The sequence below is a fragment of the Streptomyces sp. NPDC025638 genome (genome assembly GCF_055558775.1).
Genome location: NZ_JBVHLX010000041.1, coordinates 13,486 through 28,225, shown reverse-complemented (window position 1 = coordinate 28,225; position 14,740 = coordinate 13,486). Strand labels below are relative to the sequence as shown.

Annotated in this window: 13 protein-coding genes and 2 pseudogenes; 4 read left to right on the top strand and 11 right to left on the bottom strand. The window is 68.5% G+C overall.

The features are described 5' to 3' along the window. The 3 genes and pseudogenes from ACZ4EG_RS45475 to ACZ4EG_RS45465 form a co-directional block, all read left to right on the top strand. On the top strand, positions 1 to 1,160 hold a 1,160-nt coding region (locus ACZ4EG_RS45475), incomplete at its 5' end, for a polymorphic toxin-type HINT domain-containing protein (RefSeq protein ID WP_467794889.1). A gap of 5 nt (positions 1,161 to 1,165) precedes the next feature. Next, positions 1,166 to 1,474: a hypothetical protein gene (locus ACZ4EG_RS45470; protein WP_467794888.1), complete on the top strand. Its 309-nt coding sequence runs from the start codon at positions 1,166 to 1,168 to the stop codon at positions 1,472 to 1,474. A gap of 1,428 nt (positions 1,475 to 2,902) precedes the next feature. Beyond that, positions 2,903 to 4,152 (top strand): annotated as a pseudogene (locus ACZ4EG_RS45465) (IS701 family transposase). A 412-nt stretch (positions 4,153 to 4,564) separates the two neighbouring features. Here the strand turns inward: ACZ4EG_RS45465 and ACZ4EG_RS45460 are convergent. The 11 genes and pseudogenes from ACZ4EG_RS45460 to ACZ4EG_RS45410 form a co-directional block, all read right to left on the bottom strand. Then, positions 4,565 to 4,975 (bottom strand): MerR family transcriptional regulator, encoded by a 411-nt coding sequence (locus ACZ4EG_RS45460; protein ID WP_453561563.1) that lies wholly within the window; start codon positions 4,973 to 4,975, stop codon positions 4,565 to 4,567. Between the two features lie 19 nt (positions 4,976 to 4,994). Further along, positions 4,995 to 6,026: an MAB_1171c family putative transporter gene (locus tag ACZ4EG_RS45455; RefSeq protein ID WP_453561564.1), complete on the bottom strand. Its 1,032-nt coding sequence runs from the start codon at positions 6,024 to 6,026 to the stop codon at positions 4,995 to 4,997. Positions 6,027 to 6,032: 6 nt separating this feature from the next. Next, positions 6,033 to 6,362 carry a hypothetical protein gene (locus ACZ4EG_RS45450; protein ID WP_453561565.1) on the bottom strand — a complete coding sequence of 110 codons (330 nt, stop codon included), beginning with the start codon at positions 6,360 to 6,362 and terminating at the stop codon, positions 6,033 to 6,035. A gap of 158 nt (positions 6,363 to 6,520) precedes the next feature. After that, positions 6,521 to 6,979, bottom strand: coding sequence for a hypothetical protein (locus tag ACZ4EG_RS45445; RefSeq protein ID WP_363294817.1), 459 nt, complete (start codon positions 6,977 to 6,979; stop codon positions 6,521 to 6,523). An 89-nt stretch (positions 6,980 to 7,068) separates the two neighbouring features. Then, entirely contained in the window at positions 7,069 to 7,914 is an 846-nt protein-coding gene (locus ACZ4EG_RS45440) for an aldo/keto reductase (RefSeq protein ID WP_453561567.1), read from the bottom strand. Between the two features lie 209 nt (positions 7,915 to 8,123). Then, positions 8,124 to 8,471 carry an ArsR/SmtB family transcription factor gene (locus ACZ4EG_RS45435; RefSeq protein ID WP_316755467.1) on the bottom strand — a complete coding sequence of 116 codons (348 nt, stop codon included), beginning with the start codon at positions 8,469 to 8,471 and terminating at the stop codon, positions 8,124 to 8,126. Between the two features lie 256 nt (positions 8,472 to 8,727). Then, positions 8,728 to 8,880: pseudogene (locus ACZ4EG_RS45430) on the bottom strand (alpha/beta hydrolase fold domain-containing protein); the annotation flags it as partial. A 163-nt stretch (positions 8,881 to 9,043) separates the two neighbouring features. Next, positions 9,044 to 9,274 carry a hypothetical protein gene (locus ACZ4EG_RS45425; protein ID WP_467794887.1) on the bottom strand — a complete coding sequence of 77 codons (231 nt, stop codon included), beginning with the start codon at positions 9,272 to 9,274 and terminating at the stop codon, positions 9,044 to 9,046. A 213-nt stretch (positions 9,275 to 9,487) separates the two neighbouring features. After that, complete coding sequence (locus ACZ4EG_RS45420; protein ID WP_453561570.1) at positions 9,488 to 10,411, bottom strand: NADP-dependent oxidoreductase; 924 nt, start codon at positions 10,409 to 10,411, stop codon at positions 9,488 to 9,490. After that, the gene (locus ACZ4EG_RS45415; protein ID WP_453561572.1) at positions 10,408 to 11,643 is read right to left on the bottom strand and encodes an MFS transporter; all 1,236 of its coding nucleotides are present in this window, start codon (positions 11,641 to 11,643) and stop codon (positions 10,408 to 10,410) included. Before ACZ4EG_RS45415 ends, ACZ4EG_RS45420 begins: the two co-directional genes overlap by 4 nt. Beyond that, positions 11,640 to 13,847: a prenyltransferase/squalene oxidase repeat-containing protein gene (locus ACZ4EG_RS45410; protein WP_467794886.1), complete on the bottom strand. Its 2,208-nt coding sequence runs from the start codon at positions 13,845 to 13,847 to the stop codon at positions 11,640 to 11,642. The genes ACZ4EG_RS45415 and ACZ4EG_RS45410 overlap by 4 nt, the downstream gene beginning before the upstream one ends. A 638-nt stretch (positions 13,848 to 14,485) precedes the next feature. On the opposite strand from ACZ4EG_RS45410, the gene ACZ4EG_RS45405 reads away from it, so the two are divergent. After that, entirely contained in the window at positions 14,486 to 14,647 is a 162-nt protein-coding gene (locus ACZ4EG_RS45405) for a hypothetical protein (RefSeq protein WP_467794885.1), read from the top strand. Positions 14,648 to 14,740 lie beyond the last annotated feature (93 nt).

Below are 14,740 nucleotides of genomic sequence, written 5' to 3'. Positions count from 1 at the left end.
ACACCGAGCCAAGCGTCACGACGTCGGCAAGACCGTCAAACGCGCCGACACGATCAAGGAACACGAAACCCGCCGAGGATAAACGCCAAGCTCAGGGCAAGTGCGAGGCCAGAAAGGGCATCGAAGCCTTCTGCGACACAGCCAAGCGCGCGGGGCTACTGCGCAGCAACGGGAACGACCCCTGGGGCGTCAAAGCCACCTACCACTGCCTCACCGGCCGCGGTGACTGCGGTGAAGCCATCGTCTCCGACATCATCACCGTCGCCACCCTGGCCTTCGGCTCCACCGGCCGAGCCCTCATGGCACGCGGCGCCTCACGCGCGGCCGTGGCGGAGGTGGAGTCGGCTGCCGCCACCCTCCTCAAGGCGGCGTGCAGCTTCACACCCGACACACCAGTCCTGCTCAAGAACGGCAAGACCAAAGCCATCAGCAAGGTCGAACCCGGAGACCAAGTCGCAGCAGCCGATCCCGGTTCGGGCAAGCGCAAGGGCTCACGAGCCGTCACTGACCGCTTGGTGCACCATGACGACGACCTCGTCGACGTGACCATTCGCGATGCCGACGGCCGCACCGCGACTCTCCACACCACATCCCGCCACCCCTTCTGGAACGACACTCTCCAGACCTGGACGACGGCCGCGGAACTCCGCCCGGGTCAACTGCTCAACACGGCGGCCGACACCCACGTCCAAGTCGTTGGCGTAGCCGACCAGGTCGGCTCTGCCGACATGTACAACCTCACAGTCCACGACCTCCACACGTACTATGTGCAGGCGGGGGCCACTCCGGTCCTCGTTCACAATTCAGGTCCTTGTGAATTCCCGTGGTCGAGTGGTCGAGTTTCGGCTGGCGTTCGAGCAATTGATGAAGGTCGAACCAGCATCACGGTGGGTTCACGCGCCGAAGCCGAGGAAATCTTCCTGGGGAAGTTCCAGGGCGACGGTTACCGCAATGCTGCCGGATTCGATGGCAAGGGCACGCGGCAGTATTTTGGATCGAAGAGTGGAACGTATCACTGGGATGATCAACTCGGCGCGGATGGCCGGGTGCTAGGGCATGGCGCCGGCAACAGGGACGGCGACCTTCCTCATCTCCAGATTCACACATTCGAAGATTCGAAGTATGGCGGCTCGATTATTCGAATCTTCTGGAAAGGTTAGGTCGCATGCGCACCGAGGTCGCCAACCGCCTTGTGATGGCAAGGGCTCTGGTGTCGGCACGTCGTCAGCCCAGCATGCCAGATTCGTACGCCTGGGTATGGGTCTTCCCTCTGAGAGACGGCAAGTTCAGGGTCTCAACGGTTGAAATCCCCAAGCTCATCGTGGATGAAGATGCCTGCTTTGGAGAAGAGGACATTGAACGCGTCCATGTGGCTACCGTTGAGACTGTCGAGGAAGTCGACACGGTGGTGCGGGAGCTTGGTGTTGATCCAGAAACTCTCGACGCTCCCTGGAAAAATGATTTCCCGCTGTAGGTGAAATCGGTCACTGGGGCGAAAGGGGGTCGACTTGCTTAGCCCGTAGAAATGCCTGCCCTGGACACGGGGCCCGTCAGCGCCGAATACCTCAAGCGGCACCTCCTGCACCGCGGCGTCTACCTTGAACGCATCCGCGGCGACCGGGTACTGCACGAAGCTCTGACGGTCGGGCCGACCCGCTGCACCTCGCCCTGGTCTTCAACCTCTCCCACACCACCGCGAACCGCTACGCGGCCATCGCCCGGAACCTGCTCTACGAGCAGATCGAGCACGCCGACGAGCGCGAATGAGTCCTCTGCCGATCAGCAGCGCCAACGCCCTTCGCGAACTCGGTCCCTCCGGATGAGCAGGCATTACGCCTGCCCTTCAGTGTCCCGATGCGAGACCCTGAGAGAGGCCGTAAAGTCGGTTACGAATGGCTCTCTTCCCGGGGCCCAAGGCAATAGAAACGCACCACCACCGCCTTGGTCGTGAGCTGATGGGCTCACATCGGCAATGTGACGTTGAATCCGTGTTGTCTCACTCGCGTCGGGAGAATACAGATGCCCGGACGTGTGATTTCGCTGGCTGTAGCGTGTGCGACCGCCGCCGCCTTCAGTTCTTACAGCCCTTCAGCGGCAGCGCCGGACCCTGAAAGGTCAGCGCGGCTCGGCTCCGTAGTGGGTCAGGACGATCCAGCCGTCCTCCGTCCAATGTCGGAGGAGATATTCGCTGGCTGGTGTCAGTGGAAAGGCTTCAAGGGGGCGACGCTAGCAACTGATCGACCGATGGATGCCTATTCGATCCGCTGCGAGCAGCCCGATGGAACGCCTCAGGAGCTCACCGACTGGGAACAGCTCCACAGCATGGTGACAGAGGCTTGCGGGTGGGGGTACGGCGGATTTTACGATCCGGATCACATCGCTCAGCTGACCAACATGTGGGGAACATACAGCGCATGGAAGTGCTCGAATTTCGTCGCGGATGCGGGGGCTCCCGACTTTGAGAAGTGGTGTCAGTCGACGGGGGAATTCCCAAGGCTCATCAATCGAGGGCCAAGCAGTAGTAGATACCCGGCGTATAGGTGGGTCTGTGAAAGCCCGTCAGGCTCCAGGCAGATAGGAATCCCAGCGGACCAAGTCTGCCAGGAGCAATACGGCAAGAAAGTGCGCGTCCGCCTGTCCGACGCGTATGGAACGAAAGTCGATGACGCCTGGGAGTGCTTCTACTACCTACCGTGAGATGGCACAGCCTCGCGTTGTCGGTCGTGCCGGAGGCGGCGGGTGTAGCCGCAGCGGGCGCGGGTGTGTCCTGATGACGCAGCCGGCCGGTGGTGGTCGCGGCCTGCAGCGGCACCCGTTCCAGATCGAGCAGGGGACGAGTACTACAGCCGGAGATCTTGTGACGGGGCCCGCGTGCTGTCGTTGACCGGGCATGATGCGGGATGTGACGGCTGAGCTGATAGCCGAGTGGCGTGACGAACTGACCAGACTGACTGGCTCGTTGGGGCATCTGTTCAACCGGCCTGAGCCGCGGGTGGTGTTCGCGCAGTTCATCGAGGGACTGCTGGCGGAGCTGCCGAAGAAGAACGGCTGGACGCTCTCGGAGCGGGCCGGGCATGCGACGGCGGACCGGATGCAGTGGCTGCTGAACGGGTCGGTGTGGGACGCCGACCGGGTGCGCGATGCGGTGCGTGACTACGTCGTGGAACACCTTGGCGACGCGGAGGCGTCGCTGGTCATCGACGACACCCAGGCCCAGAAGAAGGGCACCAAGTCGGTCGGGGTGGCGTTCCAGCACTGCGGACTGACCGGAGATGTCCGCAACTGTCAGACCATGGTCATGCTCACCTACGCCACCGCCGCCGGACACGCCTTTGTCGACCGCCGCCTGTACCTGCCCGAGGAATGGACCGAGGACCGTGAACGGTGCCGGGCGGCCGGCATCCCCGACGGAGTTGACTTCGCCACCAAGCCCGAGCTGGCCATCGCCATGCTCGACGGCGCCCTGGCCGCCGGTGTCCCCTTCACCTGGGTACTGGCCGATTCCGGCTACGGACGCGATCCGCGGGTGCGGGCCTGGTGCCATGACCGGGCCGTGCCCTACGTGCTCGGCGTCCCCGCCGACCTCCCGCTGACCGGCCCGCCGGGCAAATCCTGCCAACCGGCGGTGAAGCGCGCCGATGACCTGCTGCACTATGCCCGCGTCCGTGACCAGTGGGAACGCCGCTCCTGCGGCTTCGGCGCCAAGGGCGAACGGCTCTACGACTGGGCCGCGTTCGGCGTCGAGGTCAAGGAGGAGAAGCCGGCCGAGGGCTGCTCCCACTGGATGGTCCTGCGCAGATCCCTGCATCCCAACCGGCGCGGCAAGGACGGACAACTCCACCGCGAGATCGCCTACTTCCTCGTCACGCACCCGCCGACAGCACCGTTTCGGAGATCATCGCCCGGGCGGGAGGCCGTTGGCAGATCGAGGAGGACAACGAGATCAACAAGCAGCTCGTCGGCTTCGCGCAATACCAGGTCCGCAAGTGGACGCCCTGGCACCGGCATGTCACCGCCTGCATGCTGGCCGCCGCCTTCCTCGCTGTCCAACGCGCCGCCTTCCCCGAACCAGAGCAAGAGAGCGACGCCGACCTGCAGCCGCCCGCCTCGGGAAAAGTCCTGGCCACGGCCGAGAGCGAGGCCACCGGCTGATCCCCGGACCGCTCCTGCGGCCCTCCGCCCACACCATCCGGCACTGCCTGGCCGCCACCCACCTCACCCCCCACCACCCCGTCGAGACCACCCTGACCTGCCAGTACTGGCGCCGCCTCCACCAGACCCGTGCCCTCGTCAGCCACTACCGCCGCCGGGGCGATCCCCTCCCGCGCCACCTACGCGCCTGGGCCAAGCACCAGCCGATCCCGCCGATCACAGACCCTCAAGATCTCCGGCTGTAGTACCAGCATGGTGGCCTCGACACGGATTCAGCGGCCCGTGCTCTGCACCACACTGTGCGCAAGGTCCGTGATCGATATTCAAAGTCCCCCTACCTCTGGGCGGCCCACCTGCACGCCGGGATCTGAAAGCGGGTGCCTCGGTTCGGCCCGTGCGGTCGTGTCGGTGATCAGCGGATTCCGGCTGTCACGTTCGCGCTGACCGCGCGGATCGAACCCCCGGGCGGCAGAGACGCGGCGGCGGTACCTTCCGTACGCAGTTCGAGCAGGAGCGACTTGGCACGCGTCAGCAGCTTCTGCTGGCGCTCGATGCGCTCGATCTGCTCGTCGAAGCGCTGCTGGGCCTGGGCGCAGTGCGCGATAGACGGCGCGTTCACGCAGGGGAGGACCGTGACGATGTCGACCATGTCCAGCCCGACCTGCAGCAGCAGCTTGATCTTGGCGATCTGCTCCAGTGCGCCGGCGTCGAACTCGCGGTAACCGTTGCTCGCGCGCCGGGACGACAGCAGGCCCACGGACTCGTAGTACCGGATGGAGCGCGCGCTCGCTCCCGACCGTTCCGACAGTTCTCCGATGCGCATCGCAACTCCTTCTCGTGCCTCAGACCGTGGTGCGGCTCATGGACGACAGCGAGTGCAGCAGCCGCACCTGGTCGTCGTTCAATCCGGCATCATGAGCGGCCGTTCGTCGCTCATCGGGGGGACTGCTGCCCGTCAACAACAGCAACGCGTCCTGGCACTCGATCTCCCGCCGGTATTTCCGGTATGAGACGTCGAGGCGGTCCCACAGCCCGCGCAGACCGTGTTCCCTGGGCAGCACCACGTCCGGGTACATCGCGGTGAGCCGCCGCCACACCGGCCCCAGGAGGAGAAAGGCGCGCAGATCGACATACCACCGACGGCATGCCGCCGCGAATCGCCAGAGGGCCGTGAAGTGCAAACCGAGCACACTGGCCAGGACGGCGGCTTCGGTGAACAGGAAGTTGAGCACGCTGTACCAGGCGAACCAGCCGTTTCCCACGAGCAGTTGGGTGAGCACCAGGACCAGGCGGTTGACACAGGTGACCGCGTACGCGGCCATTCCGATCGCGCCCACGGCCACGGCGATGGTGACGTGGCCGCGTACGATCCGGATGATGCGGACGCAGGCGATCGCCGAGGCTGCGGAGCAGTGGAGGAAGAACAGGTTCCCCAGCACGTAGATGCCGACGATCCGCCAGTCGCCGGTGTACTCGTTCTGCAGCGGATTGGTGCGCAGTCGGGGCGGGGTCGCCGCCATGAGGGCCGCGAGGAGCACACTGACCGCCCACGCGGACAGGAACAGCCGTCCCCGCCACCAGGGAACCGTGCTGTCGGGCTCCAGGGGAGTCCAGAGATAGGCGGTGAGGAGCGCCAGGCTCACGGACACGCCGGTGTCCATCGTGATGGACGCGACGCCTGGCACGCTCTCGAACGGAATGTGCTGCCGGGCGACGGGGATGCCGACCAGGGCGGCGAGGGTGAAACTGCCCAGCGCCACGATCAGCATCGTCGCCTGCGGGTCGCGTCTCTGCTTCAGACGCACCTCGGCCATCTTCGCCAGCAGGGCGACACACAGGAAGCCGGACAGGATGTACTGAAGCGTGGTGGCCATGTCGGCTCAGCCCCCGGCGAAGTACCGGTGCACGTCCCACGCGATGCCCGGCTCGGTGCGGTCGTCGGTCATCTGCTCGGCGAACGCGGCGGCGAGCAGTTCGGCCTCGCGTTCCGCCTCCGAGTCGTAGGCCGAGCGGAGACGCAGGACCGCACCGCCGTCCCGTTCTCGGTCGAGCGCGGGGAGCACGGGTTCGTACTCGGGGAACGTGTCGCCTTCGTGCTCGCACAGTATGTGGGAGAGTTCATGCAGCACGATGTGGTCGCGGTGGGCGCCGGTGGCCAACTCCTGCACGACCACGACGTCGTCGTGCGCCCGGCAGACCCAGACCCCCATCGGGCCTGGGATCGGCAGTCGCGATTCCACGACGCGTATCGGCCTGGCCCGCAGCGAACTGATCTGGTCACACAGTTCGTAGGCGGTCGCGTAGGAGTCCAGTCGCAGCGAGCGGACGAATTTTCGGCAGGAGTGGATATTCGGTAACCGAATGGCCGTCACTTGTTTCCGTCCATCATGTCTAGGATTGCGATGAGTTGATTCCGCAATTCGGGCGTCATCTTTCCCGCGCGCATGGCGATGTGCCGGACCTGTTGGTCCGCAAGTGGTGAGAGGGCTTCCCTGCCGTCGGCGGTGGGATTCTTCGTTCCAGAAGAGCCGGAGGTGAGCCAGTCGACGCTGATCTCCGGATGTCCTTCGGGCAGGTGGTCGTTGAAGAACCGCACGAGCGCGACGACTACGGCGATGGACGGGTTCGTGTACCTTCCGGAGCGGAGCATGCCGAGGTAGCTGCGGGACAGTTTGACGGCGTACCTGCCTTCGGGCCGGCTGATCGTGTCCGCGACCTCGCCGGTGCCGAAATTACGCCACCTGTTCTCGTGGTCGGGGCCGCCCGCCACTGAGAAGAGGTAATTGAGCCGGCCAGTAAAGCTCTCACCGCCGTCCCGAACGTCCAACTTGCCGCTCCGTTCACCATGACACGCCGATGTGGACAGTGAATGCCGACTTTGCGCAGTGTACTTGGATGCCGATCGAGGGGCCCGGTTCACCGCCTCGCCCCCGCGCCCAGGACCGACCGCGCGTACTTGGTGACTTCGGCCGCCTCGTCCGGTCCGAGCGGGCCCGAGCGCGCCGCGGCCGCGTTGGCGCGGAAGTGCTGCGGCCGGGACGTCGCCGTGAGCACCGACGTGACCTGAGTATGCGTCAGCACCCAGCGCAGCAGCGTCTCGGGCCAGGTGGAGCAACCGAGTTCGCGCAGCCACTCGGCGGGCGGAGGCGAGGCGAGCAGCTCGCCCTCACCGAACGGACGCATCACCACCACGCCGATCCCGGACTCGGCGGCCGCCGGGAGGGCGTCCTCGGCCAGCGACGTCTCGGCCGCGTTCAGATTGATCTGCACGAAGTCGACCAGGTCGTCGTCGATCACGCGGATGAGATCCGCGCGGCTGCCGCCGATGCCGAAGGCGTGGTCGAACTGGTAGGTGACACCGGTGAACCGGATGCGTCCGGCCGTCTTCTGCCGGTCGAGCCACTCCAGGTTGCCGCGCCAGCCGTTGAGATTGTGGACCTGCAGAAGATCGATCGAGGGGCGCCCGTAGGCGGCGAGCTGACTTCTGAACACCGCCTCGACGGCGTCGGGGTCGGTGTCCCAGATCTTGGTCGCGACGAAGAAGGTGCGGTCGCCGCGGAGCAGCGCCGCGAGACGGGGTTCCGCGTCCGAGTAGACCGGAGCGGTGTCGACGAGTTCGGCGCCCGCCTCGCGGGCGGCCCGTAACACCCCCGCGAGCCGGTCCGGATCCGGATGGCTGAAGGTACGCCACGTGCCGAGTCCGACCACGGGAAGGTCGATGCCGGCCTTGTGGGCAACTCGTCGCGGTACGGTCGAGGTCATCGGTGATCCCTTCACGCGTTTCGAGAGGGCGGGGCAGGTTTCGTCGAGCCTGGGGAGCCGTCCCGATCCAGGCCCTGGGCCGGGCCCGGCGCCACCCTCTGTGGCCATCCGCTTGCGCGGGGGCATGAGCCGTGGCGTGAGCGCCATCCGACTTCTCCCGCGTCGCAGGACGGATGAGCGAGACGTTACGGTTTGACACCGGTGTCAGGTCAAGTGAGCGTCCCCACAACAGCGGCCGGTTTCTCGTCCGGTGCGGGTCTTGTGACCTGCACGGCGTCGAGCAGGCCGGGGAAGCGGGCGTCGAGGTCGTCGCGCCGCAGGGTGATGATCCGGGTGGTTCCCCGGACCTCGGTGTGCATGACGCCGGATTCGCGCAGGACCTTTAGGTGGTGCGAGAGCGTTGACTTGGCGATCGGGTAGTCGAGTTGGCCGCAGGTGCGGGAGCCCTCCGTGTGCATGACGCGCGCGATGTCCCGGCGGATCGGGTCGCTCAGCGCGTGCAGCACCTTGTCCAGGGAGATCTCGCGCCGATCGGGGTGGTAGAGCTGGCTGCGCATGCGCGACCTCCTGGTTGACGTGTGAGCCAGCGCCGGTCTCTGCCCGACACGAGGCTCCGGCCTGCCTGATTCAACGTTCTACGATAATAGAACCTTGGGTTTCCGGGGCGCGTACGGCCGACGGTCCGGTGCGGTCCGGGGCGCGTGCCTTCCGCCCCGGCACGAGCCCCGCTGCGCGCCGGGTCAGCCGGGCAGTGCCCGGCGCAGCACCGTGGCGCGCTTCTCGTCCGCCGAGGAGCGATCTGCGCCGTCGGGATCAGAAGGCCAGATGGTAGGCCCCGTGGAACACATGCAGCTCGACCGGCACTTGCGCGGCGAGGAGGTTCTGCGCGTAGGCGACCGCCTCGTCCCGGCACGGGTCGAACTCCACCGCGACGATGTACGCCGGGGACAGGCCCGACAGGTCCTCCGCGCGGGCGGGGCGCGGCGTTCACCGGTACGTCGTCCCCGTCCGACCGCTCGCCGAGGCAGGGGCGCCAGCTGGTCCGCGCGTTCGGCACGTTCCTAGCCAGGGGGTGTCGGTGAGCCGGAGCATGCTCGGCGTGTCCAGGCGATCGTCCAGTTCGGGCAGTTCAAGGTACGGGAAGGCGAGGGCGGGGCCGCCCGCTCCAGGTCGGCAGCGCCACGGTCGCGGCCAGGCCGCCGGCGCTGGTTCCGTGGACGGCGATGCGGCCGGCGTCGCGAGGCGGTAGCCGACGGAAGAGGACCACGGCGTCGACCCGGCGCAGGATGTCGAGGCAGTTGCGGTCGTCGTCCGATATCACCCCGAACACAAAGCCGCCACCATGGAAGTTGAGCACCACCGGCAGAGTCTCGTCGCTGCCCGGGGGCCCGGCGCTGAATTGGCGCAGCCTGACGGGTCGCTTCCGGGCCGGTCAGGTCGAAGGCGTCGAAGAGTGCGACGGCATCGATGTCGGCGTCATAGCGGTAAGTCATGGAGCGATCCGTGGTCGTGGGGAGGGGGTGGAGGAACGGACGCGGGTCGGCGGTCGCCGCGCCAGCCCGCGTCCGCGTGGTCACTGTCCCGGGAGGAGCACGATCTTTCCGCCGACTCCGCCCCGCATACCGAGTTCGAGCGCCTCGCCGGCCTTCGCCAGCGGAAAGCGGGCGGCGATCGGCAGTTCGAAGGGGCTGTGACCGATCAGGTCCAGCGTGGACGCCAGTTCTAGGGGGACGTGGTCCAGGAAGGGGACACCGAGAGCATGGGCCTGGAGGTCCGCGACCGTGACCCGGCGCCCCGGGATGCTCACCAGGCGTACCGCGACCTCGGTCGGCTGGGAGCCGCCCGCGCAGTCGACGGACGCGCCGAACGGGCCTAGTTCCTCCAGCCGTTCGAGGAGACCGTCGCCATACTCGACGGGGGTGACCCCGAGCCGTCGCAGCAGATCGTGGTGGTGGGCCGAGGCCGTGCCGACCACCTCGGCGGCGCCCATCAGCAAGGCCAGTTGGACGGTGGCGAGGCCCACTCCGCCGGACGCGCCGTGCACCAGCAGGCGTTCACCGGCACGCAGCCCGACCTGACGCAGGGCGGAGTAGGCGGTGCCCGCGGCCACGGGCAGGACAGCGGCCTGCTCGGCGGAGAACCGGCCCGACTGGGGCGTGAGTTCGTCGGCCTCCTGGGACGCGGGGACGGCCTCGTACTCCCGGTAGGTGCCGGGCCGTCCGTGACGGATGACGGGATCGCCGACCCGGAACCGGCGTACGCCGGCACCGACGTCGACGACCACTCCGGCGGCCTCGACGCCCAGGCAGCCGCCGGGCAGCTCCATGGGGATGTGCGCCCGCAGACCACCGTTCAGGATCTTCCAGTCGATCGGGTTGACCCCGATCGCGGTGTAGCGGACCACGACCTCGCCGGGTCCTGGGGCGGGGATGGGCACGTCGGTGGCGTACAGCGCGTCCGGTGCCCCGTACCGGTCGAAGAGCACGGCCGTGTTCATGCGCCGGCCTCCTGCTTGCGGAAGGCGCCCGCGGCGGCGTACACCGCGAGCGAGACCAGGTACGCGGCGACGGTGAACACGGCCACGCCCCAGAAGCCGTCGACCTTGCCGAGCAGGACGCCGCCGACGGCACCGCCGACGGTGGTGCCTACGTACATCGCGGAGTTCGCCAGCGAGGAGACCGTGCCGCGGGCGGTCTCGGTCTGCTGCTGAAGGATGCTCATGAAGACGGGGAAGAGGAATCCGCCGACCATCATGACGAGCGCCAGCAGCACCAGCGCGGTGGGGAGGTTCGGGGACAGCGGGACCAAGCAGTACAGGACGGCCATGACCAGTACGGCCGTCAGCAGCGAGCGGTACAGGCCGAGGCGCTGGACGAGCCTGCTGCCGAACAGCGATCCGATCACGTTGCCCGCGCCGACCGCCATCATGGCTGTACCCACGGACCCGACGCTGAGGCCGAAGTCCTTGGTGAACCATGACCCGAAGAAGGAGATGGCCTCGAAGTTGCCGGTCTGGAAGACCAGGTAGCCGAGGAGGAACCAGCGCAGCCGTCCTGCGCCGAGCACCGTGCGGTAGGTGCCGAGGACGGCCCGCGCCCCGGTGGGAGCCCCGGGGCGGCCCGGCACCGACGGGAAGCAGCGGGCGAGCAGCAACCACAGCAGCACGGAGGCCGCGCCGATGGTCCAGAAGGGCAGGTGCCAGGAGTCGGCGGCGAGCCAGCTGCCGAGTGGGATGCCGGCGAACTGCGCGATCGACAGGCCCGCCGTGGCGAAGCCCATGGTCCGCACTATCTCCTGGGGCTTGACCAGGACGGGGATGGAGGCCCAGATCTGCGGGGAGACGAACGCGGCGCTCACGCCGGCGAGGAACCGGAAGAGGATCATCGTCCAGAAGCCCTGCGCGAATCCGCACAGGGTCGTCATCACGATGAACCCCACCAGCCCGGTCAGCAGCACCCGGCGACGGTCGCGCCCGTCCGACAGCGGCCCGGCGATCAGGGCGAAGAGCGCGTAGCCGAGGGCGTAGGCACTGACCATCCAGCCGGAGATGTCGGAGGAGACGTCGAAGGTGCGGGTCAGCGTCGGCAGCAGGGGCGCGACGAGGAAGGTGTCCGTTCCGATGACGAACATAGTGGCGAACGCCAGCAGGGAGACGGTTCGCGCCGAGGGCGCGGCCGTCTTCGGGTCTGTCGCGGTCGGAATCGAGGAGAGGGGGGAGGTACTGGTCATGTCATCATCACCGCCCAGGAGCGGTTGAGTTTCCCTTCGAGCATGTGGAGGGCCTGGATCGCGATGAACCCTTCGTCGGTGGTCTCCGAAGGGCCGCCGGGTGCGCGGGAGAAGCCGCCGTCGGCGCTCTGCCGGGTCGCGATCCACTGCTTGCAGGCTTCGGTGTCGGCGGGCAGGGCGCCGAGCATGTAGAGCGCCGCGATGGCGTGGTACGACCCCACGAAGCTCTCCGCGCCGCCTTCCCGGTAGCGGAAGCCGCCCGCCTCCGTCTGCAGACCGCGCAGCCACGAGACGGTCTTCTCCGCCTGCGGCGGGCGCAGGCCGAGCGCGATCAGGGCGCCGACCACGCGGAAGGTGGCGAACGTGTCCGACGGCGAACCGGGCTGGTTGCCGTAACCCCCGTCCGGGTTCTGGCAGTCGAACAGGTACGCCACCAGATCGTCCTCCCGCTCGGGGCGGGCGCCGAGGGCGACCAAGGTCAGCGTGGCGAGGTGGGAGTGCCAGGCGTCGCACGGGTAGCCGACCGCGTTTCCGAACCCGCCCTCCGGGCGTTGGCAGGACCGCAGGAACGCCACGCAGCCCTCGCGGTCGAAGGCGGGGTGGTCGCCGCCACCGAGGACGACGGCCGTCAGGACCGCACAGTACGTGGTGAACGTCTCGGAAGGCAGGGACGGCTGTTCGCCGAAGCCGCCGTCCGGGTTCTGGGTGGCGAAGACGCCGGTGAGCACGCCCGGCACGTTCGGCACGGGCTCGCCCAGGGCCATCAGATCGGAGACCACGTGCAGCACGGAGAAGGTCTGCGCGGTGCGGTCGGAGCGCAGGCTCAGCGGCGAACGGTAGGGGGTGAGACCGTAACCGAGACCAGAGGCGGTGGACCGGAGCCAGCGCAGGTAGTGGGCGACATCGATCCGGCCCTCGGACAGGGGCGCGGTGGTGACGTGGCCGAGATCGTTGTCGAACGGCTCCGGCTCGGGCCGCTCGACCAGAGCCGGCGCGCTCCGCGTCGTGGGCACCCGGTCGCCGAGGGCGGCCAGGGCCAGCAACTGGGTCTGGGCGTGCTTGCCGTGGAAGGGAACGTAGGTGGTGTTGCCGACGGCGAACGAGCCGGTGCTGCGCGGCGGCACCATGACATGCCGGGCGAGCGGGACGGTCGGGTCGACGGGCGTGGAGAACCAGCTGCCCTGCCCGTGGAACACCCCTCCGGCGAAGGGATCGCCGTACCGCTCCAGTTCGGCCGTGGCCTCCTCGGCGAGCGCCTTGAGGCTTACGTCGGTGTCGGTGTCGGTGTCGCCGGTGCCGAGTGCGGCGGCGCCGCGGGCGGCCAGGGTGAGCAGGGCATGGTCGGCGACGAGCTTCGACGGGAACGGCGAGTCGGGGCGGCCGTGCAGGGCGGCGATCGGGTCGACGCGGACCACGGAGTGGGCGTCGCTGCGGTCCCAGTAGCCACGGGCACCGGTGTGGCCGTGGTGGGCGTGGACGTGCAGCAGCGCCCGCCGTGCCCGGTCGGCCGCGCCGCCGCGGCCGCGCTTGTGGAGCGCGGTCCAGGCGAGGGCGGCCAGGGCGCTCGCCCGGGTGCGGTGGCCGTGGAGCGTGTCCGGTTCGCCGCGCGGGGTGAGGCAGGCCCAGACGGCGTCGCCGTGGACGTACCGCTCCAGGTGGTCCGCGGCCTCGTCGAGGAACGTCGAGCCGTCCTCGGCCGTGGCGTCGGCGGCCAGGATCAGGACCGCGGTCTCCTCCAGAGGGCTCGCTCCGTCCAGGACGGTGGACCAGGAGCGGTCGAGCCGGGCGGGCCACCTGTGCGCGAGGGCCGCCCGGGTCAGGTGGAGCAGGTGCTCCCGGGCCTCGGCGGTGAGCGCGGCGTCGTTCAGCAGGGTGCCCGCCCGATGCAGGGCCCAGGCGGCCAGTGCCTGCGCCGAGGGGGTGCGGACGTCGCCGACCGGGTGGGGTGCTCCGGTGACGTCCAGCAGTTCGCGGAAGCCAGGCTGCTCCGGATCGGTGAACTCCCGGAGTGCCGCGAGGAGTCGGGCCACGAGGACCTCGTCGCCCGGCCCGGGCAGCACCAGGAGGGCGAGGGCGGCGTCGCGCAGGGTGCGGTCGGGGGTGAGTACGTCGGTGGAGTCCCGGCCGAGGACCGCGGGGACGCGGGCGTGGTCGTCCAGGAGGTGTTTCAGGACGAAGGCGCGCATGGAGGGAGGACTGGTCATCAGGTTCCTTTTCGTTGCATGGGCTTGTTCGCCGCTCCCGGTGTTCGTGTTTCGTGAAACATCGAATTACGACGATCCTAGCAGGGTCGGGGACCAACGGAACGGGCCTGCCCGGGAGTTGAGTCCTGACGGTGCTGTCGGCCCCCGCCGTCACCCGGGAGTGCGTGCGGTCGCGGCGGGCGGCAGGAGGCGGGAGCGGCCGGCGTGAGTGGTGCGGGCAGCGGTCGCGAGGTGTGCGCAGCCCGGGCCGATGCCGGAGGCCGCGGTGAGCCGGGCATGAGGTGTCGCAGTGGCGCGGTTCCCGGTGAACGACCCTGCCAAGTCGGCGAGTTGATCGATCACCGGTGCGGTGAAGGCGGGGAGGCCGTCATCCGGTCGGGCAGGAAGCCGCGCACGACCACGCCGTCCGGCGCCTCCACCCCCTCATGAATCAGCAGGACGAGCCGGAGGTCCGGGGTACTGCCGGCGCAGGCGCCGGTGGGCGAGGACGCAGTACTCGGCGAGCCGTTGGCCGCTCTCCACGGACACGGCCGCGTCGCACTCGATCGAGCCGACGAGGCGGCCGGGTCCCTAGACCGAGGCGGGCACGCAGGGCGGTCCCGGCCTCGCGCTCCGGCAGGTCAGGGACGATGGGCCCGGTGAGGACGGCCCGGTTCCCGGACTGGGCGCGGGCGATGGAGATCTCCCCGTCCGGTTCGGGCACACAGGCCCGGTCGGTCACGATCACCTCCGCCGTACGCACGACCCGGTCGAAGGCGGCGTGCAGGGAGTCGCTGCCCCGGCGCATGGCCCGGCGGTAGACCCGGAGACCGCTCACCTCAAGGGCGCTCTCGTCGAAGTGGCGGAGGGGGACGTCACAGCGGTCGGTGACCAACGCGTGGGGCAAGCCGCCG

Coding starts and splice junctions, on each gene's coding strand:
- ACZ4EG_RS45470 (WP_467794888.1), top strand. CDS start 1,166: ATGCGCACCGAGGTCGCCAACCGCCTTGTGATGGCAAGGGCTCTGGTG.
- ACZ4EG_RS45410 (WP_467794886.1), bottom strand. CDS start 13,847: ATGACCAGTCCTCCCTCCATGCGCGCCTTCGTCCTGAAACACCTCCTG.
- ACZ4EG_RS45415 (WP_453561572.1), bottom strand. CDS start 11,643: ATGACCAGTACCTCCCCCCTCTCCTCGATTCCGACCGCGACAGACCCG.
- ACZ4EG_RS45455 (WP_453561564.1), bottom strand. CDS start 6,026: ATGGCCACCACGCTTCAGTACATCCTGTCCGGCTTCCTGTGTGTCGCC.
- ACZ4EG_RS45450 (WP_453561565.1), bottom strand. CDS start 6,362: ATGGGGGTCTGGGTCTGCCGGGCGCACGACGACGTCGTGGTCGTGCAG.
- ACZ4EG_RS45440 (WP_453561567.1), bottom strand. CDS start 7,914: ATGACCTCGACCGTACCGCGACGAGTTGCCCACAAGGCCGGCATCGAC.
- ACZ4EG_RS45460 (WP_453561563.1), bottom strand. CDS start 4,975: ATGCGCATCGGAGAACTGTCGGAACGGTCGGGAGCGAGCGCGCGCTCC.
- ACZ4EG_RS45435 (WP_316755467.1), bottom strand. CDS start 8,471: ATGCGCAGCCAGCTCTACCACCCCGATCGGCGCGAGATCTCCCTGGAC.
- ACZ4EG_RS45420 (WP_453561570.1), bottom strand. CDS start 10,411: ATGAACACGGCCGTGCTCTTCGACCGGTACGGGGCACCGGACGCGCTG.